This window comes from Dactylosporangium sp. McL0621 (genome assembly GCF_049995355.1).
Lineage (GTDB): Bacteria > Actinomycetota > Actinomycetes > Mycobacteriales > Micromonosporaceae > Dactylosporangium.
Window position 1 is genome coordinate 7,430,720 of the sequence record NZ_CP188259.1, and the last position, 19,291, is coordinate 7,450,010.

Consider the following 19,291-nt stretch of genomic DNA (forward strand, 5'->3'; position numbering starts at 1 on the left):
GCATGGGCCGCGCGCTGTCAGCCGGTACCCGGCACCAGATCACCCGCTTCGAAGCGAGCCGTGGCCTGCCGCCTCTGGCGGTCGAGGACGCCTTGCGGCGTTGGGAGGCCTTCCTCGGTACGGTCGGTTGGCCACTGTATCTTCCGGAGCCGCACCTGCCGGGCCTTGACCTCTGGGATGACCGGGAACTCATCGAGCGGGCCATCACCGCGCTGGGTCGGCAGGCTGGCCGCGACCTTGCCCGGGTTGTCGCGCCTCTCGATGCTGACTTCCTGGCTCGGACACTGCCGAACCCCTGCGCCCCCAAGGCGTGGCCCTGGTGGCGCCGCCGTTGTCACGACCTCGGCGACATCCTGAGAGTCCCGTCCCAGGCCCCGTAGCCCGCCGGTCGGCACCGTCAGCCTTGCCACGGCACCGGGCAGGTTGCAGGTTGGGGCGTGCTTGTGGAGAGTCCAGCGTCTGACTCGGTAGGTACGGCAAAGGGGCTGTAGTCGATGGCCTCCGACGTCGGCCCATACGCACTCTTCTCGGCATGTCCGCGAGCCATGAAGCCAACTCGCCATTACGTTCCGTAGCGAACGGATCGCGGCAGATCAGTACACGTGATTATGACTCGTTGCCCGGCGATACCCGGCTGCATTCCGAGCGCCCGACGACGCGCTGGTTTGCGTCGGGACGGCTGTCGTCAGCAAGCTGACGGGCTCGAGAACGTCAGGCGATGCCGCACAGACCACAGACGCAAGGGTTCGGTGCGCCTCGTCGGGCCGGTTCCCGCAGTGCACGCCGCCACGGACGTCGCCACGGCGGGATGCCGCACTCGCGAAGTAGCGCACGCTCGTCCGCGCGCAGCGTGCTGTAGTACCTGAACCCGAAATGCAGCGACAAGTCGGCCTTAAGCTGCATCCGCAGCAGGGAGGCTTGGCGAATGGCAAGGCAGCCGCGCCGCCGTTCCGCGCGGTCGTCGGGCAAGGACGCGAGTTCGGCTGCCAACACCGTCGGCCGTAGCGAGGCGACCGGCCCGGTCAGGTTCGTGCGGACGGCCACGAACAGGTCCCGCGTCGCCGCCGACGCGAAGATGCCGTCTCCGTCAGCGAAGTACCACCGCATCATGGCTTCGTACAGCTCGCCTCGCTCGTCACGGCTCAACGGAGCCACTCGATCGGGATGCGCGACCGCCGTCAAGATCCACAGCCGCTGGTACGCCTCTACCTGCCGATCAGCTAGCCCGGGTCATTCGTTTAGGGCTGCCCACATGCTGGGTCGATAGAGAACAGGTGCCATCTGAGCTGGGAAGATAGGACTTGTCGAGGGTCCTTATCCATCCGCCCGGAGGGCACCTGCATGGTGAAGCGTACCGGAACGCGTCCGAGAATTGTGGTGAGTGCCGACGGTCGTGGCGTCGTCGGTCATGCCGGTGCGCGCCTGCTCACCGACATCGCCGATGTGACCGGTCTGACCGGCGCGTGCAGTGATGCGCTCGCCGGGTTGCGGCAGCGTCGTGGCGGCCACGACCCGGGCCGGATCGCGGTCGATCTGGCGGTGACGCTCGCCGACGGCGGGGAAGCGATCTCGGACCTGGCCGTGCTGCGGGATCAGGCGGCGTTGTTCGGGCCGGTCGCGTCCGATCCGACCGCGTGGCGACTACTGTCCAGCATGGACAGTGACGTACTGCTCCGGTTCGCCACCGCACGAGCACAGGCCCGCGAAATCGCGTGGGCGCAACGGATCGACACACACGGCGGCCTTCCGCAGACCACCGCCGCCGGCCTACCCGTCCCGGGTCTGATCCTCGACCTGGACGCCTCCATCGTGATCTGCCATTCGGAGAAGGAAGCAGCGACCCCGACCTGGAAGAAGAATTTCGGCTACCACCCGCTGTTCTGCTTCCTTGACAACACCCGCGAAGCGCTGTCCGGACTGTTGCGCGAGGGTCGGGCCGGGTCGAACACGACCGCCGATCACATCACCGTCCTCGACGACGCCCTCACCCAGATCCCCGACCACCACCGGCACGGCACCCCGATCCTGATCCGATCGGACTCCGCCGGCTGCACTCAAGGGCTCCTCGCCCACATCCGCGGTCTGCGCGCCACCGGCGTCGACGCCCGCTTCTCCGTCGGCGTCGCGATCACCGAACCGATCCGCCAGGCGATCCTCACCGCCAAACAGCACCTGCAATGGGTGCCGGCCCTCGACGGCGACGGTGAACCCCGCGACGGCGCCGACATCTGCGAACTGACCGGCCTCGTCCCCGACGACGGCTACCCGCCGGGCACCCGGTTCATCGTCCGCCGCGAGGAACCGCACCCCGGCGCGCAACTCTCCCTGTTCGATACCGTCGAAGGCCTCCGCCATCAGGTGTTCGCCACCGACACACCACCCGGCAACGGGTCAGTGCAGTACCTCGAGGCGCGCCACCGCGGCCACGCCCGCGTCGAAGACCGCATCCGCACCGGCAAGGACACTGGCTTCGGCCGGTTCCCGTCCCGCGTCTTCGCGATCAACCAAGCCTGGCTGCAACTCGCCCTGACCGGCATCGACCTACTCGCCTGGACCCAGATGCTCCTCCTCAACGGGGCCCTCGCGACCGCCGAACCGAAGAACCTGCGCTACCGACTCCTGCACGTCGCCGCCAGAATCACCCACACCGCCCGCCAAACCCGGCTCCGAATCGCCGAAACCTGGCCCTGGGCAACAGATCTCACCACCGCGTTCACCCGACTCAACGAGCTACCACGCCCGACCGGCTGACACCCGCACCCGATCACGTCGACATCGCACGGAGGAAACCGGCCAACGCGCCGGAACCTCGGCACGCCCGCGCGGCCCACCAACCCGAGCAAAGATCAAAAAGCCGCTCCCAGTCGCCATGATCGACTGATAACGAAAGAGCGAGGCTAGCTTGACCCGGACCTGCCGACGGTAGTCGTGGGCGAGCCAGAGCCCGACCAGGCCCACGAAGACGACGCTGATCGCCTGTGCCCAAGCCACACCGATCACCGTCCCTCCGACGCGTCGAATACCTCCGACTGTAGATTCGGCGGTCAATGTTCGAACGCACCGTTCGGACCGCCGATCAACGATTCGCCGGCGCCACCGCTCCATCGGCGGCAGATCAGGACGTTGTGCGTTCCCCCGGGTGCGGCCGGTTTGTGGCAGCATGCCGGACTATGGGGATAGCCAGAGCCATGACGCAGGGTGGCGTCGGGACGGTGCGGCGGCCATGTCGGCGATAGCGTCGTTCTACCTGCTGGACCGGTCCGCCGTACCCGGGCTCGCGCAGGCCGCGAACGCCGAGCCGGTAATGATCCCAGCCGCCACCCACCGCTGGCCCGTGATCAGGAAGTTCAGGAATCGAATCGGCTGGAGGAACCCAACCTCGTCGATCATGGTGGTGCCCGTATACAACTACCTCCAGGAAAACGATCTAGGCGTATCCGGCGGGTTGTACAACTGGTCTGGCTACGCGCTGATGCATCTGATGGTTCTTCTGGAGGACACGGGCACCACCCTCGGGACGGCCGAATACCGTGCGGAGACGGAGGCCGTCAATGCGGTGTACGACCTGACATACCTGATCACCTCGGCCGACAAGCGTCACCTACCCGCACTGGACCCGGCACGGCTGGACCGTGCGGCCGCCGAACGGTACTTCGATGGCGCGGGAGGCGGCTTCGAGGAGGTGCAGCAGGCCCTCGACGATGGACTCATCCTGCTACACAGGCTCATAGCAGCGCTGCACGACGACGAGGCCTTAGTGATCCACATCGGATAATCGCGGTCGCAGCGCAATGCCAACGCCCGCCACCCCGACGTACACGCCGCGAACACCCGCTGCGCGGCGAACGCATCGACGCTGAGGGCCCAACGATCGAGTGCAGCCTGACCAGACCCAGCAAACGTTCGGGGTCATGCCGACAAGCCGGAGGCGCCCTCATCTCGGCAGTTCAGCGCGCCGACCGAAGCGGGACGTCGTCACGCGGCGTAACAGACGTGGTCGAGGTCGCGCACCCTCGGCGGCAGATGAGGATGCCGGCCTGAGGGCCGTAGCTGGGCGATCAACGCTACTATTCCGCCCGGTTCACGCCTCACGGTCGGACGCGGTCAGCGAGGCGGCTGGTCGCGGGGCGACGCCGTTCCCTCGGGATGGCGGCCGAGCGTACCGCCGATGTAGAACGGCAGTTCCTCCAAGGCGCGCCCCATAGACCGACGGATCGCGTTCAACAGGGCCAATTGCGCCGCCGCCGCCGGACGCGACGCCTCAGTCAGAATCTCTTCGTCGACCGGGTTCGCGATGGGATCCCGGGTTGACACCGCGTCGAGGAAGACGCCAACAGCGCTCCCAAACGCGTCGATCGCCCGCGCCACGCCCAGCGGAGCGACCAGGCTCGCGGAGGTAAGCGAGACGCTCCAGGCACCCCAGTCGACGTCGACCGGCGTTCGGTCCAGGTGCGCTCGCCGCAGCGCCATCATGAACCGGGCGTACTGCGAGAACAGCTCCTCGTATGCGCGCAATTGCTTGTCGCGCAACCAATGCCGCTCCTGCACCCGACGGGTGACCACACCGCCCACAAGAACACCTAGCGTCGCCGAAAGCGCGCCGCCGAACGTCGTAACGATCACCGCCAGTGTATCCACGACCCAACAGTCTGGCAGTGAGGTACGGAGGAAACCAGATCGACATCATTCACCAGGGCGACCGCCAGTCCGACGGTTTGGTGAGCGGCGCGCACTTCTCGGAATGCACTGATCTCGGCACGATGGGAAGCCCGGGATCCTCACAGTCGGTGACGAGTACCGCCCGCTGCCGAACGCCCGCAGCGGCAGATCCGTGAATCTGATCAAGGACACCCGGCGGAACGCGCGAATGCCGTGCACGGTTCTATCGAGGACTGATGCGATCTCGTCTGTGGTAGGAACGACGCCATGCCGATCGAGTTTGTCGCGCGCATGGCCGGCGTTGATGACGAGCTCTGCTTGGTCGCCGCCGTCGGGGAGCGGGACGACGGCACCGGCCGCGCGCTGATCTTCCAGGCGGGGCATGAGCCGCCGGACGATCAGGACGTGCGGTTGGGCATGGACACCTACTGTCTGGTCACCGAAACCCAGGGAACCGCGTATGGTTGCGTGCGCGAACTGAGCATCAGCGATGGTCGAATGCGCGTCCTTGTCGCGGAGGATGCCCTAGTCGCTCTCGATCTTGAAGACGCCGAGATCGTGGTCGAGTTGGCGGCGGATGCTGAGTCGATCGAGGTCTTTCGGGAGTACCTGACACGGATCCTGGCGTACGGCCGGCCCGAGGCGCAACCGAAAGTGCGCATGTGACCGCCTACCCGAGCACATTCCCCATGTTGACGTTCTCGCCCGAATCGGAGGCCGGTCGCCGGTGTTGACGGGCGCGGTCGAGGTGTACGCGAACCATGGTCTTCTCGTGGTGGGATCGGTCAGTTGGCCGGAGCTGAGCTGGGGTGACGGTCCGGCCGACGCTGACGGGCGGCACGTTGTGGTCAAGACACGTGGGCAGGCCGGCCACACCCGGGTGTCGTTCTGGTCAGGTTCGATGCCGGTGCTCGGAGCGCTCGTTTTCGACGGGGACCTGGCGCTGGAGGATTATCGGATCTTCGTCGGTGACATGGAACGGCTCGGGCGGTGGACGCAGCGGATTTCGCGCACAGGTCCCCAGCGCGTCATCATTCGGGTCGATGACCCTGGCTACGCGTCCCGAGTCGACGTCGGACTGGACATCACCGCTGACGCGCAGGTGATGCCGCTACCCGAAACCGGGCCGGTACTTTTCGACGTGCTCACGTCCGACCGGGACGGGATACACCCGGCCAACCAGCGCGGTCTGGCACTGGACGGCCACGACGCACCGCATCGCCGCCTTGCGGCCGCGATTCGGCTGCTGTCCGACCGCAGTGTGATCGAGACACGGCAGAACGGATACGAGGCGGGGATCATCGGGGAATGGCTTCGCTGGCTGAGTATGGACCTCGACCGGGCCGGCGCGGCAACGCTCGGGGAACAGCTGCAGCAGCTGGTCATCGCCGCCCGGACCACCAACCCTGCTGATGACCGGAGCGTCCTGCCCGCGGATGCCGCGCGCATCGCCGAGTCAATCCTCGACGCGGTGTTCCAAGACAGAGAGTGACGGCCACGCGTTCGATACCGACGGCCGCAGACCGCCTGCTGTGAGCTGGGACGTTTCTCACTGCAGCGCACGCCCGACGCTCACGCGAGACCTGCATGGCTTGGTCCGTACTTCGGGACCCGTTTGTCGGCGAGCTCCGGGCGCCCCACCAGCCGACGACCGATTCTTGTGTTCGTGAGTTCGTGAGTTCAGGACCCACCCATGTTGATGGAATGGCGGTCGGTGAGCCCAGCGCGGTCGAGTCGCCAACGACGCCCTTCGCTCTTGCCGGACCCTGCTGCGCTAGGTTCAAGTGGTCGTAGCCGACTACGTCGCGTGATAAGGGCGGCCTGGTCCAGTGCGCGCAAGGCCACGGATCGCGGCATGTGCGGAAACCAAGATCGGTTTCACGGGCTGAGCTCATGCACCGCTGCGAAGGGATCCACCAACCGTGGTGATCGCCATGGTGTTGGACCGGTGGGTGCTGCAACTCTGAAGGACCGCGGCTCCAGTCTGATGACAATGGTGGTTGGCGTGGTCGGCAGAAGGGTTCATCGTGGCGCGAGGCGATTGGCAGCCTGACGAGGCGGACCGACCGTGGCTTCCCGAGTTCGATGTGCGGACCGTTGTGGCAGGTCTCTCACCTGGTCCGGTAAGCCTGGACGATCCCAGGTTGCAGATCGTGAACGACCATGGCCCGTCGCTTTTCGAGATTCGTGCCGTCGTCCAGGAGTTGGCCGGCGACGATCCTGCCGCTGCGCTGAAGGCGCTCGGCGCACTGCGATGCCTTGTCGACCACAATGGCAATACGGCTGTCTGCGCTGCGTTCCTGGTGCCGTCCTTGATCCGGATGGCGGCGAATCGGGGATTCGCTTGCCGGGTCGAAGTGTTGCAGCTCGTCGGTGACCTTGCGCGGACGGACGGTCTCCGCGTGGAGATGCGTCCGTGGATGCTGCGGGCCGCACAGCCGATTCCGGTCTATGCCCCCTGGGGATATTTCGAGAACTGGTCGGTGGACGCTGTCCGTGTGATGGTCGGGCGTGACGCCCGCCTCCTGATCGACCTGCTCGACGATGACGATCCCGGCGTACGCGGGCGGGCGGCCTACGTGCTGGTCACCGCGCTACCTGTCATCGAGGATCTGACCGGGGTCCTCAGGTCGAAGCTCGACCTCGAGGGCAACGCGGCCGTGAGGATGATCCTCATCATTGGTCTCGCGCAGCATCACCGGGAGCTCGACCGCGTCCCAGAGGCGCTGGCCTGGACACAGGCGCTGTGGTCCGATCCGGCGTTGCCGGTCGAGTTCCGCCTGGGCGGCGCGATCGCCTGGCTCAACCTCACCTCAGCGGCCATACCGCCCGGGCTGCGATGCCTGCGAGACGCAGTGCCGCTGCCGGTCGTACGCGAGCTGGCGCAGCACCTTCCCTGGATCTGGTGGCTCAGCCGCTACCCGCCCGATGGGATCGAGGCCTGGTGGCGGCGTTTGGACCTGGCTTCCTCGGACTGAGCCCCTCCACTCCGGCGCAACGTAGCTCGTTGACCGTCAGCAGGACCGCAAGACATACCGCCTCTTACCCGTTGCCGCGTTCGACCGCAGCCGTCGCCGCGACTCTGCCGCCGCTGCGATCGGTGGCGAGCGGATCGCGGCAGATGCGGGCGCCAAGATCACCGATATTCGTGTCCTGATAGCCGCGAACCGACGGATGTGGCTGTGCTGTCAACGGCCTGGTTGAGCAGTCGATGGAGGTTTCGTCAGCTTGACGCTTTGGCGACTTCAAGTCCAGTCGCAGATATCCGTGGTCCCGATTCGGGATGTGCTCCTCGGACAGAGCCGTTGGCGTCGACAATGTCACGGTATTTGCTGTGCAGTGTATTCCGTGCGAGCGTGGTTCACGCTCGAAGGCTGCACTGCGCAGGTCCTGTGCGGCAGGCGCAGATGTAGCCGGTGGGACGCGATGTCCGGCGGGATGCCGCTGGTCGGGAACTGTCGTGGAGCGGCGGAGGTTGACGACGATTCCTGGCGTGTGGTTCTGTTGCTGTTGAAGAGCCGATTTGGCGATGAACGATCCGGTTGATGCCGCCGGGTTCGGGTGATGCCGCGCCTCAGGACTTTTGCCGCTTGGGAGGGCGTCTGGGTGCGGTCGGAGGGAGTGGGATATGGCGCGACGGGTGATTCACGAGCTGATCGACGATATCGACGGGAAGCCGGCTGATGAGAGCGTGTCGTTCGCGCTTGACGGGATGCAGTACGCGATTGACCTTTCTGCACGCAACGCGCAGCGGCTACGCGAGGCAGTAGCGCCGTTCGTGGCCGCTGGGACGAAGGTCGGTCGGGGTGGAGTCACGCCGACGGCGCGCGGCCGGGCCGGCCGAACTCCCGGTGCGCTTCCTCGCGGCGATCGGGATCAGAATCGTGCGGTCCGCGAGTGGGCGCAGCGTAACGGGATTGACGTGTCTGACCGAGGCCGGATCAAGCAAGAGATCCTCGACCGTTACCAGGCCGCCGCCGGCCGTTGAGCTGACAATGCGCCGGCTGCCGCGGGCCGCGCAGGCGTCCTCGGCACAGCGCAGAACGGCTCGCCCACTGCCGCGGCAAGTCGGGGAACCCTGCGGACAGATCGCGACAACGCCGGACCCAGCGGGACCGTTCCGCATCGGCGTAGGGGTGGTCATCGCCCTGTAAATGACACGTCCGGAAGCCGAGTCCGGCACAGCCGTCACCGGTGATGACGAGCGCAATGCGGCATAGCGCAAAGTGGACGATGGCGGCAGGTTGGAATCGTCCGGCCCGCCACTCGACTGGCGGTGGAAACTCCGGCATACATATTGAGGCCAGATGTTTACACTGCGGGGCCCGGAGGATCAGGTGATCCCGTCCGAGGAACTTGCGGCCATCTTTGCTGCGACGGCCGGCGATGGTGGTCCGACGTTCAGTTGGGAGTCGGACGAGGGAAGCGTCGAGTGGGTCATCGTCGGTCTCATCGACGACGAGTGGTGCTACGTGTCGATGTTGGACTCGGTGGATTGGTCTGATCTGTGCGACGCCGAGGTTGCCGACAACGGCGGGCGGGTGGAGGTCGTCCTCTGTGGATTTTCGTCGTCCGTTCCGCGGGCCGCGATAGTTCCGCGGCACGTCGGCCTTGCAGCGCTCGGCAGCGCACCAACCTTCTCCACGGTGTCGCCCAACTACGTGTGGAGACGGCAGCCACGGTAGTGTCCATGCCCGCCACCACACGCGTCCGAGCTGCAGCGCGATAGCCCAAATCCGTGCCCACGCGAGCCGGCTCGGCGAGTTCGGGATGACCGGTCGGCGGCGTGTGCGGGAACGTGATCAAGGCGCTTCGGCGAGCGCCGGTCGCTGTCGCGGGAGATCCGAAGAACCCACTTCGCCGTGCTCATGTTCGGTCAGGCGATTGACCACGGCGCGGGTCGGCACAAGATCACCGACGACAAGCGGGCGGCGGTACGGGGCCATGGGCGTTCGTCGTCGTTCGATGACGGGTCGGCAGGCTCGTGAGGACACCGGACGCAGTCACCCCGGCGCTGATGTTGGTGCTGGTAGCAACCGTTGCTTCCGGCTGCGGCGACCGAGGAGGGAGCGGTGGTGTCGCCGCCCGCAACGCCTCGCCGCCGCCGACGGTCACCGCTCAGCGCGCCCTCGACGCTCGGGTCGTGGAAGCGGTCCGCCGACCAGTCCTCGGCCCGCAAGGTGGCCGATGTGTTCACCGACGCCACCGACACGTTCGCGGTGCGATATCAGCGGACGACCGATCCGCCTCGGACGCCGATCATCCCGGGCGCAACCGCGGCACGCCTCCAACCTGGCGACGCGACGATGCAGCAGGACGCCTTCTTCACGGCGCTTTTCGAGGCTGCGGTACTCCGCGTCAGATCTGTGCACCACGGTGGACGAGTCCACCAGCCCAGGACCCGGACCGCTTCCCATCGTCACGGCGGTGGTAGCGATCGGGTTGTGGGGTAGGAGTGTGGCGACTCCGGCCAGCCCGTGGCACGCAGACGTCGAAGAACGGCTCCGCGTCGGCACCAGGCACGGCACAGTAGCGACCACACACCCGTACCTCCAGCGCACGATGTGATTGCGGCCTCGCCAGTGCCGAGCCGACCCGCCGAGCGACGACGCCAACCTCCGGAGAGCAATTGCCAAGGGAGAGCCACCGAGCGCCCGCATCGCGGCAGATCCGGTAGATCATCTGTGACCGGGGTGCCGGGCCTGGCTGAGACGTATTCCGCCAAGTGTGGTCCGAAGTCGGCGCTGGTCCGGAACTGCACAAATTCGCCGGGGTGCCGCTGACGGCGCGATCGAGAACGGTGGGGCGACCTGAACGCCCCGCATGCTCGAGGTTCGGTTGATCGGCTCTTCAATGTACAGGTGGCGCAGCTTCAGCGTAGATGCTCCATTGGTCGATCTCGTTGCTGTGGGAACCGGTGGCGGTGGCGGCGGCGATCTCCGCGCGATGCTCCGGCAGCAGCTCGAGGCCGACGCGATTCAGCAGGGTCAACGGCCAGGCCGGCACTCCGCTCAGCCCGTCGTACGGGTGCCAGATCCACGGCCCGTCAAAGCGCCAGGCACGGCCGGCGGCATCGACGAGATCATCACCGAGGTCAAGGAATGCGTACGGCCGAAAGAGCAACTCAATACTCAACGGGATGTCACCGTCTGGATCGATGGAGCAGCCTTGGTCGTCCGAGTCGAGGTCGACCGACACGCCCTTGTGGAGAAGGTTCAACAGTCGGCGCGGTCGCGGAAGCATGCCCGTCTCCAACGGCGGATCGAAGCTGACCACGTCCATCACGTGAACCACGGTAGGCGGGATGCCGACCCGGCAGCGCGCCCCAGCCACCAGGACACCGGCCGACGGGTCGGTTCGGAACAGCTCGTTCGCCCAGTCGAAGGTTTCCGGATCGCGAGCGAGCGCGGCATTGCCGTCCCACCTCGCCCATCGCACGTCCGGGTCGACCTGCCACCACGGCCATCGGACGGCCACGTGCCACTCCGAGACTCGCATGACCGTTGTCTCGACGAACGGGCACGAAATCGTCAGCACGTCACCCGCCCGGAATTCCATCGCAACCACATCCGGTGGTCTACCACGCTGAACAGCACGCCCGGCCACCACGTACTGGCATCCGCGGCACGGTCCCGTCGCTGCGCAACGTCCGCGGCATAGCGGATGTCGGCGCGGCTGCATTGGCGGCAAGATGCGATCTCGTCTGTGGTAGGAACGACGCCATGCCGATCGAGTTTGTCGCGCACGTGGCCGGTGTTGACGACGAGCTCTGCTTGGTCGCCGCCGTCGCGGAGCGAGACGACGGCACCGGCCGTGCGCTGATCTTTCAGGCGGGTAGTGAGCCCCCGGACGATCAGGACGTGCGGTTGGGCATGGACACCTATTGCCTGGTCACTGAGACCCATGGAACCGCGTACGGTTGCGTGCGGGAACTGAGCATCAGCGGTGATCGAATGCGCGTAGTTGTCGCGGCAGACGCGCTCGCCGATCTCGATCTTGACGATACTGAGATCGTGGTCCAGTTGGCGGCGGATGCTCGGTCTGTCGAGGTCTTTCGGGAGTATTTGGCCAGGATCCTGATGTACGGCCGACCAGAGGCGCAGCCGAGAGTGCGTATGTGACCGCCTAGCTGAGCACATTCCGCACGTTGACCCTCTCGCACGGATCGCGGCATGTCCGTGCACCGGGTCGCCGTATGTCGCCGACCTGACCGGCCGGGCCGTGACACGTCGGGAGGCCGACAGCACCTGAGTGCTGCACGCGTGGCTTGCCACGATCGCGCGCTGGGGTCCCTGAACCGGGCGACGGCCTTGCGGAGATGGGGCAAGCGCGACCGCCGGTTGCTACCGGATACCGGGTACTGCCAAGATCCGGTGGTCGGTAACGGATGCTACGAAACACGCGATGATCGGCTGTCGCGGAGGAATGTCGGGGATGGGTTGAATGAGCCTGCTGGCCGGGCGGCACCGAGAGTACGTGACCACGTTGCGCGCGCCGTCGGTCTCGCCCGACATGTGCTCTTGGACTTCGATGGTGTGATGTTCGACATTCAGGCTGCGATGGGTCCAGAGAGCCGCGAGCGGGCGGTCACGGAGTTGTTGTCGAGACGCGAATACCGGCCACGCCCATTGCCGATCACACTTTCATGGTTCGGGATCCACGAGACGCTGGCGTACCTCGCCGAGCGGGAACCGGACTATGCCACTGAGGCGGAGGCGCTCGTGTCGGGTCTGGAGTTGGACGCGGCGATCACCGCCAAGCCGACGCGGAACCTGGACCGACTTCTCGCCGTCTGTTCTGCCACAGACCGCAAGGTGGCGGTGATCAGCGACCTGTCCGAGTACGCGGTGCTGGCCGCCCTCCGAGCGCACGCGCTGGATCCGCACGTCGATGCGGTGGCAGCTCGACAAGGTCTCGACCTTTCCGCATTCGATGCCGGGCACACCGCTGAGCGGGCGACCGATCTGCTCGGCGTGCCGCTTGCTGCTTGCCTCGTCGTGAGCGGTTCGTCCGGGCGGCTGCGCCGGGCCCAGCGTGCAGGTGCCATCGGCCTCGGCTGCGAGTGCCGGCGCGATCCACGCAAGCACCTAGCCGACGTCCAGACCCCGGTCGTTTCCAACCTTGCGGTCCTGACACAGGCATTGCTCGCCGCGTAGGCATGCCGCGGGCTCCATTCGCAACGGCTCGATCGCCACGGAGCCGCCCGTGGCCGAAATCCGCAGCCAAGCGAGCCGTCGTCAGAACGACCGCTCATCGGCATGTCCGCGAGCCTGGTGACCAACTCCCCATGACGTTCCGTAGCGAGCTGATCGCGGCATGTGCGGATGCCATGATCGTCGCCGGATGTCTCGACTCTCGGGTCTTTGACGAACTCCAGGGGCCGGTTTCGTCGAAGGCGGCATCCCAACCTCGGGCGAAACGCCTGGAGCCCGGTGCGTCCGATCCAGTCGGGGATGGGCGGATCTCCGAGGTGTGATGCAGCGGATGCCGGACATGCCGGCATGGGTGCGGCGATCTTGACGGTATCGGCGGCACCTTCGTTGCGAGGCGCGCCGCTGCGATCGGGTGTGACCTAGAGGTCAACGGCGCTGTGCGTTGAGCCGGATCGTCGCTGCGGCCTGCGCCGGGCTCACGCCTTCCGCCTCACCGGGCACATCCACGACAAGGGTTACGCCCTCACCGATCAACTGGGCACGGCCAGTGTGGCGTGCCGCGGCCTCCGTAGAGCGCAGTACAACGTCAGCGGGCACACGCGCGTGCCCGAGGCGCTGCGCATTGCGGCGGATCAGGACCTCGGCCGCAACCCGGAACCGCAACGCCGTTACCGGCTGGCCGTACCGCTGAGCCCAGGCGATCATCCTGGTCCGTGCACGGGGCATGACGTTGGTCGCGTCGACGACCACGGTATGGGCTGCTTTCAGCCGCTTTGTGATGCGCCGGTCCATCTCGTCGAACACCGCCGGATCATCGCGAACGTCGACGCCGGGTCCGAACAGCTCGTAGCGGATGGCGTCACATGAGACAACACCGGCCGCGTCCAGCCGGCCATCCTCAACCCACGTGCGGACGAAGGAGGATTTGCCCGACGCGGGTGGTCCGACCAGCAGGACAAGTCCGCTCGGTACGCCATCGTCGCCACTAACACCAGCGTCAGCCACGATCCACGTCTACCGCGCGTAGCCGAACTCCGTCAATGAGCGGGCATCCGCACATCGGCATGTCCGACCACTCACGCCCTCGGCGCGTTGTCACGGTCAGTGACGAGCGGCAGGCCGGCTCCGCGCCGTGGCAGCGGCAGTTGAGTGCGCCGGGACCGCCATACCAACGGAAACCCGATGCGCGGTGGACCACCACTTCATACCGGGGCTCTGCGTCTTTCCCTTGCACCACAACGGGCTCGGGCCTGTCCGCGCCGACCCCGAGGCAGCTACCCACCGCACTCGCACCGGTACGCGGAACAGCTCAGTCCCAGCCGGCACGACAGAGTCCAGCTACGCCCCGATGGGCGGGGTTTAGGCTGCTCGCCATGTTCCCTCCAGTGAAGATCGTCTTCGGTAGCTTGGAGATTCGTGAGTTCGGGTCGCAGGACGTGGTTCAGGTGGTGGCATTCGTGGCGGCCGGGGATCGGTACTGCCCCCGACGTCCACCGGGCCGACGCAGCGCCCACTCGACGGCAGATTAGGACGCGGGTTGCGACCGGCCGCGATCATGCGGACGGGATTCCGGCGCTCCTCCAGCACGCTCGTCTGCGGCGTGCTGGCGCGTCCGCACGTTCGGCGCCGTAGTCGCGCGAACGCGTAGGATGCCGTTGTCCCGGCATCGTCGACCTGCCTGGGCTTACCCGGGCAAGCGGGGTGATCACTGATCGTGGTCAGGTGGTGCGATCGCGGTCGAAGGCGGGGGCTGCAGCAACGATCCTGTCCGGGTATCGGCGTGGGTGCCCCGCCCGCTCGGCGGCAGCAGCACGTTGTTGTTCGCGACGACCGCACCAGATACCGGTCCAGGTCGACAGGTGAAGATGCTGTGGAGGTGGTCGATGCGGCCGGGTCCGGCCCGGCAGGATGTCACCATGGCAGACCTTGCAGCGCAGGTACGGGCTGAACGCGTTGCGGCGCTGATGCGGGCCGAACGAGCAGAACACATCGCAGCGCAGGTACGGGCCGAACGGAATCGCGGATCTGCCCCCTGGCTCATCTGGGCCTTCCACCTCGTCGCTGCCGCGGTGGCGGGCTGTGTGCTGTGGTCGCTGAGCTACCCGGGCTTCGACTTCTACTTGTTGGTGGCCAGCGGATGGGGGTCTCTCGCCGTCGCCGGGTTCTGGCTCGGGTGGATCATCTTTGTTGCCACCCGCACTGGGCGTTTATGGCGGTGGTTTGTTGTCGGGCCAATCATCGGCGTGCTCACCGTGGTGCTGCTCGCCGTCGGCGCACCGCTGCAAGTGCGGTGGGCGGCCAGCCGGGACGCGTTCGCGGCCGTCGTCGCCGGGCATCCGATCCCGCCGGCGGGCAGTGAGTGGACCGCATTGCCCGTGCCCAACCAGCTGGGTTCCTACCCCATCGTCTTTGCCTACTGGGTGCCTGGCGGCGCGGTCTTCTACGAAGCGCACGGCAACTTCATCGACGACGCCGGCTTCGCTTACCTGCCGGCCGGGCCGACCGCGGAGTTGAACACCGGTTCGTTCGAGTGGCCGAGGTTCCGACCCCTCGGCGGCGGCTGGTACCACTGGACCGCGAGCTGGTAGCCGGTACTGCGGCCGGATGGACGAGGCCGAGTACTGGGTGGTCCGCAGCGCTGCCCGTGCCAGACGTTCGCCGCAAGCTCGCCCTCGTAGCCCAGATCGCCCAGGACACGCAACCGCCCTTCGGTCCACAGCACCAGCAGGGGCAGCATCTCAGTATGTTCCCGCAGGGCGGTGGTGTCATGCTCGCGGCCTGGGCGTACCTGCGAGGTCCACAGCGGCCAGCCGTCCGGGGCGGTGATGACCTGGATGCTCCCGACGTGGTTGTCGTGTTTGCCCGACCACCACAAATCCACACCCGGGGTGGGTCCCGGGGTGCGGCACTGGTCGGTCTCGATCAGCGTCCCGTCGACATTGACGTGGTCGTAGCCGGCCATCTTCGCGGCGAGCAACGCCGCTTCCGATTCGGTGCCTGAGCGGCCAGGACGCCGGTGCCCTCGTGCAGATAGTCATAGGCGGTGGACCGGCCGATCGCGTTGTCGACGGCTAACTGGGCGACCCGGGTGCCGTCCAGGAACCACCGGATGACCAGGATCACCTGCTTGAAGCAGCTCAATGCGCGGGTGTCGGCTCGGGTACCGCGGCGCAGGCGTTCGGCGTGCAGCAGACTTGAGACGTACAGCACGGTCGCCTCGCGCCGGGTCAACGTGGCGGTGTATGTGGCACTCATTCGGCGCAGCACCCCTATGAAGTTGATCTGTGAGAGGACCACCTTCATATCGGGGTTCTGCGCCTTTCCGTTGCACCGCAACAGCCTCGGCGTGTCTCGATCGGCCAGCAGTTGACTACCTACCGTCCAACGACCTTACGCGGAATGGCTCATTGTCAAGGGCGCGCGATCGGCGGCAGTTCAGTGAGCGTCGGGTCGTTCTCCGGACCTGCGCGCCACATACGGAGAGTCACACCTGTCGGGCTGGCGGTGCGCTCGATCGGCGGCATGTGCGGAAACGTGATCGAGCGCTACACCGCATGTCGGATGCCCGCCGGATCGCCGGATCCGCTCAGAGATCGGTGATGTCGCCGTTCATGGCGAAGGCGTTCACAGCGTTGAGGAACCGTTCGAGGAAATCGCGAAGGTCCGTGCCGACGATCATGATGCCGTGGTTGGTGCGGTCGTAGACGCCGCCGATGTAGCTGGCATCCTGGAACCGGAAGACCCGGCCGACGGTCACCGTGATGGCATACAGGTCACCACCGCCGTTGCTGCCGAAGACGACCACATCGATGTGTTCGGCGAACGGCTCGCCGATCCGATCCGCCCGATCCTGCTGATCGAGCACGGCCAGCACACCATCGGGCGCGTAGAGGAAGTAGCCGTTGCTGATGTCGGGCAGCGTGACCGGCCCGACGTGCCGGTGTAGCGCGACAAGCTCATCCGGCGTCCACGGTAAGCGCTGTCGCAGCAGATCAAGCTCGGCCCCGGACGCCGGCGGCCCCACTCGATGATCGTCCGCCTCGAACGAACACCCCGACACAACATCGCGAAGCGCCCGCTCGACCGCGGCCTGCAATTGCGTCGCCCACTCGCCCAGCCAGCGCTCGGTCAGCACCGATGCCACACCTCACGTCCTTCGTCCACGCATCGTCGCACGGCTCGTAACCGCGGGCCACGAGCGCGGATCGCGGCTCAGATGTGCTCAGCTGATCTCACTTCGGCATTGCACTGCGTCCAAGTGAGCCATCAACGGGTCGCTCAGCCTCGATTCGACTGCGTTGCCAGGTGTCGTTCGCGTCGAGCCAGGCCTGTTCGCCGGGCCGAAGGTCGGCGACCTTTCGGATGTGGGGCCAGCGTGCCAGCACGTGGTGCAGGTGTGCGGTCGTGATGTCCTCGGGCTCGATGGCATCGCCATCGAGGAACTGCCAGGACCCGTCGTGGTCGCGGACGACGCCCCGGAGCTGCCCGCCTGCCGTGACTCGGTGCAAGGTGAAGACGGTGGTCCGCGCTCCGGTATTCGCGAACGGCCACGGGGTGATGTCGTCCAGTTCCAGCCAGATGCTCGATGCGTGATTTTCGGCGGCAAGCCACGAGTACGGCTGGTTCGCCCGGCAGTTATCACCGCTGCCGTCGTCCCAGGGGAACAGGCCGGTCCGGTCCGGCCAGACTGCCTGAACGATGGGCAGCGGCGGACGTTGGTAGAAGTTCACCGCGTCAAGGAACAGCCGCGGGTACCAGCTGTCATGCACCGGCCGAAGCTCCAGCGGAAAGCCGTCCAGCACCCCGTCGCGTCGCTGCCCGGCGATCAACGGTCGGCCGTCGCGGATCTGGTTGCCGAGCCGGTTGAGCCACGTCTGCATGTCGCGCAGGTGCAGCCCGAACATGGCGATCTCGGGACTCCCGAGTGAGTGCCACAGGCCCACCGTGAACGCCCGCGCCGGTACCTCGTCCGCAGCGTCGATACCAACGACGCTCCACCCGTGCCTGTCGATCAGCCCGGCCGTCCCGTCACGCCAGTCCAGACACCCGTCGTCGGCAGGGTTCGGCACGCACACGTGGCAGTAGCACTCCCGATTCGGATCCAGCCAGGTCGTCATAGCCGCCGAGCGTAGATCACTCCCGCTGTCGACCCCCGACAGTCGGCCCCGCCTGACCCGCGTTGGGCGTCCGGTCACCGACTGCCACGGGGGGACGAGTGGCCGCCGCGCACCATCGCGGCAGATGCGGAAACGTGATCAAGTCGGGTCGAGCCGTCGGCTCCACCTCATTCGTCGGACCGTTTCGCGGCAAAGAAAGCATCCGATCAAGGCACGGGCCGGAGACCTGAGGGGTGTGGGTAGCTTGCGTAATGGCTGATCATTGAGCGGTGATGAACCCTGCCGCGCTGCCGGAAGAGTCGGGTACGTACTCGTTGGCCGTTCCGCCGCTGTTCGCCGCGCTGGCTCCGGCGCGCAGCATTCTCATCGCCGGCGCGGGCGGGGGTTTCGATGTGTACGCCGGCCTGCCGTTGGCGCTGGCCCTCTGGCACGGCGGCGCGCAGGTACACCTGGCCAGCCTGTCGTTTTCTCAGCTCGAACTGATCGACCGGGACGCGTGGGCGGCGGAGCACGTCGTGGCGGTGCGGCCGGACACGGCAAGTCCGGACTGGTATTTTCCCGAAGGGACGCTCGCCCGGTGGCTGGCGGCACATGATCTGCCCTCGACGGTGTACGCCTTTCCACCGCTCGGGGTCCAGACGTTGCGCGACGCGTACCAGTACCTGATCGAACATCTGAGCGTCGATGCGGTGGTGCTGGTCGACGGCGGCACGGACATCCTGCTACGCGGTGACGAGAGCGACCTCGGCACCCCGGTGGAGGACATCACCAGCCTCGCCGCCGTGGCCGCGCTTGACGTGCCGGTGAAGCTGGTGACGAGTCTCGGCTTCGGCATCGACGCCTACGACGGCGTCAACCACGTCCAGGTGCTGGAGAACCTCGCCGCGCTCGACCGCGACGGCGGCTACCTCGGCGCGTTGTCCATCCCCGGATCGAGTCGGGAAGCAACGCTGTACCGCGATGCGGTCGCCGACGCCCAGGCCGCCACCCCGCAGCGGCCGAGCATCGTCCAAGGCCAGATCACCGCCGCCGTCAGCGGCGCGTTCGGAGACGTACGTTTCACCGGGCGTACCAGCGGCAGCGCCCTGTTCGTCAACCCGCTGATGGCGATCTACTTCACCGTTGACCTCGACAAACTCGCTGGCCGATGTCTCTACCTCGACCGCATCGAGAACACCATCGGCAGGCGACAGGTCATCGGGCGCATCCAAGCGTTCCGCGACCAACTCCCCATCGCCCGCATCCCTCGCTCGTTTCCCCACTGAACATCCGGTCGGCGCCAGATCAGGATGCCTCCGCCGCGCGTTCTGCGGGTGCTCACAGCGCTCCGACAGCGAGTTCGGACCGAGGATCACCGCACCG

Annotated in this window: 19 protein-coding genes and 1 pseudogene; 12 read left to right on the top strand and 8 right to left on the bottom strand. The window is 66.7% G+C overall.

Going from position 1 to position 19,291, the window contains the following annotated elements; all coding sequences use genetic code 11:
* Positions 1-2 precede the first annotated feature (2 nt).
* A complete protein-coding gene (locus ACPPVO_RS34935) occupies positions 3-380 on the top strand; it encodes a hypothetical protein (protein WP_426502812.1) in 378 nt (125 codons plus the stop codon).
* 331 nt (positions 381-711) lie between these two features.
* Here the strand turns inward: ACPPVO_RS34935 and ACPPVO_RS34940 are convergent, their stop codons facing one another.
* The gene (locus ACPPVO_RS34940; RefSeq protein WP_426502813.1) at positions 712-1,146 is read right to left on the bottom strand and encodes a hypothetical protein; all 435 of its coding nucleotides are present in this window, start codon (positions 1,144-1,146) and stop codon (positions 712-714) included.
* Between the two features lie 195 nt (positions 1,147-1,341).
* Between ACPPVO_RS34940 and ACPPVO_RS34945 the strand changes: the two genes are divergently transcribed.
* Positions 1,342-2,751, top strand: a complete 1,410-nt coding sequence (locus tag ACPPVO_RS34945) for an IS1380 family transposase (RefSeq protein ID WP_426502814.1) — start codon at positions 1,342-1,344, stop codon at positions 2,749-2,751.
* Positions 2,752-3,223: 472 nt separating this feature from the next.
* Positions 3,224-3,775 (top strand): hypothetical protein, encoded by a 552-nt coding sequence (locus tag ACPPVO_RS34950; RefSeq protein WP_426502815.1) that lies wholly within the window; start codon positions 3,224-3,226, stop codon positions 3,773-3,775.
* 329 nt (positions 3,776-4,104) lie between these two features.
* Here ACPPVO_RS34950 and ACPPVO_RS34955 read toward each other — a convergent pair whose 3' ends face one another.
* The gene (locus ACPPVO_RS34955) at positions 4,105-4,638 is read right to left on the bottom strand and encodes a hypothetical protein (RefSeq protein WP_426502816.1); all 534 of its coding nucleotides are present in this window, start codon (positions 4,636-4,638) and stop codon (positions 4,105-4,107) included.
* 288 nt (positions 4,639-4,926) lie between these two features.
* On the opposite strand from ACPPVO_RS34955, the gene ACPPVO_RS34960 reads away from it, so the two are divergent.
* From ACPPVO_RS34960 to ACPPVO_RS34970, 3 genes are all read left to right on the top strand, one after another.
* Positions 4,927-5,325 carry an Imm10 family immunity protein gene (locus ACPPVO_RS34960; RefSeq protein ID WP_426502817.1) on the top strand — a complete coding sequence of 133 codons (399 nt, stop codon included), beginning with the start codon at positions 4,927-4,929 and terminating at the stop codon, positions 5,323-5,325.
* A 106-nt stretch (positions 5,326-5,431) separates the two neighbouring features.
* Entirely contained in the window at positions 5,432-6,151 is a 720-nt protein-coding gene (locus tag ACPPVO_RS34965) for a hypothetical protein (RefSeq protein ID WP_426502818.1), read from the top strand.
* A 652-nt stretch (positions 6,152-6,803) separates the two neighbouring features.
* Positions 6,804-7,637, top strand: coding sequence for a hypothetical protein (locus ACPPVO_RS34970; protein ID WP_426502819.1), 834 nt, complete (start codon positions 6,804-6,806; stop codon positions 7,635-7,637).
* Between the two features lie 64 nt (positions 7,638-7,701).
* On the opposite strand, the gene ACPPVO_RS34975 is transcribed toward ACPPVO_RS34970, so the two are convergent.
* Positions 7,702-7,983, bottom strand: a complete 282-nt coding sequence (locus tag ACPPVO_RS34975; RefSeq protein WP_426502820.1) for a hypothetical protein — start codon at positions 7,981-7,983, stop codon at positions 7,702-7,704.
* A gap of 304 nt (positions 7,984-8,287) precedes the next feature.
* Here ACPPVO_RS34975 and ACPPVO_RS34980 point away from each other — a divergent pair, with 304 nt between their 5' ends.
* Both ACPPVO_RS34980 and ACPPVO_RS34985 read left to right on the top strand, forming a co-directional pair.
* Positions 8,288-8,647: a histone-like nucleoid-structuring protein Lsr2 gene (locus ACPPVO_RS34980; RefSeq protein WP_426502821.1), complete on the top strand. Its 360-nt coding sequence runs from the start codon at positions 8,288-8,290 to the stop codon at positions 8,645-8,647.
* Positions 8,648-8,966: 319 nt separating this feature from the next.
* The gene (locus tag ACPPVO_RS34985; protein WP_426502822.1) at positions 8,967-9,344 is read left to right on the top strand and encodes a hypothetical protein; all 378 of its coding nucleotides are present in this window, start codon (positions 8,967-8,969) and stop codon (positions 9,342-9,344) included.
* A gap of 1,165 nt (positions 9,345-10,509) precedes the next feature.
* On the opposite strand, the gene ACPPVO_RS34990 is transcribed toward ACPPVO_RS34985, so the two are convergent.
* On the bottom strand, positions 10,510-11,217 hold the full coding sequence (locus tag ACPPVO_RS34990) for a hypothetical protein (RefSeq protein ID WP_426502823.1): 708 nt from the start codon (positions 11,215-11,217) through the stop codon (positions 10,510-10,512).
* A gap of 164 nt (positions 11,218-11,381) precedes the next feature.
* Here ACPPVO_RS34990 and ACPPVO_RS34995 point away from each other — a divergent pair, with 164 nt between their 5' ends.
* Both ACPPVO_RS34995 and ACPPVO_RS35000 read left to right on the top strand, forming a co-directional pair.
* A complete protein-coding gene (locus tag ACPPVO_RS34995) occupies positions 11,382-11,780 on the top strand; it encodes an Imm10 family immunity protein (RefSeq protein WP_426502824.1) in 399 nt (132 codons plus the stop codon).
* Positions 11,781-12,197: 417 nt separating this feature from the next.
* Complete coding sequence (locus ACPPVO_RS35000) at positions 12,198-12,815, top strand: hypothetical protein (RefSeq protein WP_426502825.1); 618 nt, start codon at positions 12,198-12,200, stop codon at positions 12,813-12,815.
* A gap of 423 nt (positions 12,816-13,238) precedes the next feature.
* Here the strand turns inward: ACPPVO_RS35000 and ACPPVO_RS35005 are convergent, their stop codons facing one another.
* Positions 13,239-13,817 (bottom strand): AAA family ATPase, encoded by a 579-nt coding sequence (locus ACPPVO_RS35005; RefSeq protein WP_426502826.1) that lies wholly within the window; start codon positions 13,815-13,817, stop codon positions 13,239-13,241.
* 854 nt (positions 13,818-14,671) lie between these two features.
* Between ACPPVO_RS35005 and ACPPVO_RS35010 the strand changes: the two genes are divergently transcribed.
* Positions 14,672-15,400 carry a hypothetical protein gene (locus tag ACPPVO_RS35010; RefSeq protein WP_426502827.1) on the top strand — a complete coding sequence of 243 codons (729 nt, stop codon included), beginning with the start codon at positions 14,672-14,674 and terminating at the stop codon, positions 15,398-15,400.
* Between the two features lie 68 nt (positions 15,401-15,468).
* Here the strand turns inward: ACPPVO_RS35010 and ACPPVO_RS35015 are convergent.
* From ACPPVO_RS35015 to ACPPVO_RS35025, 3 genes and pseudogenes are all read right to left on the bottom strand, one after another.
* Positions 15,469-16,067, bottom strand: a pseudogene (locus ACPPVO_RS35015) (transposase family protein); the annotation flags it as partial.
* A 331-nt stretch (positions 16,068-16,398) separates the two neighbouring features.
* On the bottom strand, positions 16,399-16,956 hold the full coding sequence (locus tag ACPPVO_RS35020; protein ID WP_426502828.1) for a hypothetical protein: 558 nt from the start codon (positions 16,954-16,956) through the stop codon (positions 16,399-16,401).
* 88 nt (positions 16,957-17,044) lie between these two features.
* Positions 17,045-17,929 carry a DUF4262 domain-containing protein gene (locus tag ACPPVO_RS35025; protein ID WP_426502829.1) on the bottom strand — a complete coding sequence of 295 codons (885 nt, stop codon included), beginning with the start codon at positions 17,927-17,929 and terminating at the stop codon, positions 17,045-17,047.
* Positions 17,930-18,201: 272 nt separating this feature from the next.
* Here ACPPVO_RS35025 and ACPPVO_RS35030 point away from each other — a divergent pair, with 272 nt between their 5' ends.
* Positions 18,202-19,194: a DUF1152 domain-containing protein gene (locus tag ACPPVO_RS35030; RefSeq protein WP_426514749.1), complete on the top strand. Its 993-nt coding sequence runs from the start codon at positions 18,202-18,204 to the stop codon at positions 19,192-19,194.
* The last annotated feature ends 97 nt before the right edge of the window (positions 19,195-19,291 follow it).

What these genes read in the sequence shown, in the direction of transcription:
- ACPPVO_RS34935 (WP_426502812.1), top strand. Translation starts at nt 3, where the DNA reads ATGGGCCGCGCGCTGTCAGCCGGTACCCGGCACCAGATCACCCGCTTC.
- ACPPVO_RS34945 (WP_426502814.1), top strand. Translation starts at nt 1,342, where the DNA reads ATGGTGAAGCGTACCGGAACGCGTCCGAGAATTGTGGTGAGTGCCGAC.
- ACPPVO_RS34950 (WP_426502815.1), top strand. Translation starts at nt 3,224, where the DNA reads ATGTCGGCGATAGCGTCGTTCTACCTGCTGGACCGGTCCGCCGTACCC.
- ACPPVO_RS34960 (WP_426502817.1), top strand. Translation starts at nt 4,927, where the DNA reads ATGCCGATCGAGTTTGTCGCGCGCATGGCCGGCGTTGATGACGAGCTC.
- ACPPVO_RS34980 (WP_426502821.1), top strand. Translation starts at nt 8,288, where the DNA reads ATGGCGCGACGGGTGATTCACGAGCTGATCGACGATATCGACGGGAAG.
- ACPPVO_RS34985 (WP_426502822.1), top strand. Translation starts at nt 8,967, where the DNA reads ATGTTTACACTGCGGGGCCCGGAGGATCAGGTGATCCCGTCCGAGGAA.
- ACPPVO_RS34990 (WP_426502823.1), bottom strand. Translation starts at nt 11,217, where the DNA reads ATGGAATTCCGGGCGGGTGACGTGCTGACGATTTCGTGCCCGTTCGTC.
- ACPPVO_RS34995 (WP_426502824.1), top strand. Translation starts at nt 11,382, where the DNA reads ATGCCGATCGAGTTTGTCGCGCACGTGGCCGGTGTTGACGACGAGCTC.
- ACPPVO_RS35000 (WP_426502825.1), top strand. Translation starts at nt 12,198, where the DNA reads ATGTTCGACATTCAGGCTGCGATGGGTCCAGAGAGCCGCGAGCGGGCG.
- ACPPVO_RS35025 (WP_426502829.1), bottom strand. Translation starts at nt 17,929, where the DNA reads ATGACGACCTGGCTGGATCCGAATCGGGAGTGCTACTGCCACGTGTGC.
- ACPPVO_RS35030 (WP_426514749.1), top strand. Translation starts at nt 18,202, where the DNA reads ATGAACCCTGCCGCGCTGCCGGAAGAGTCGGGTACGTACTCGTTGGCC.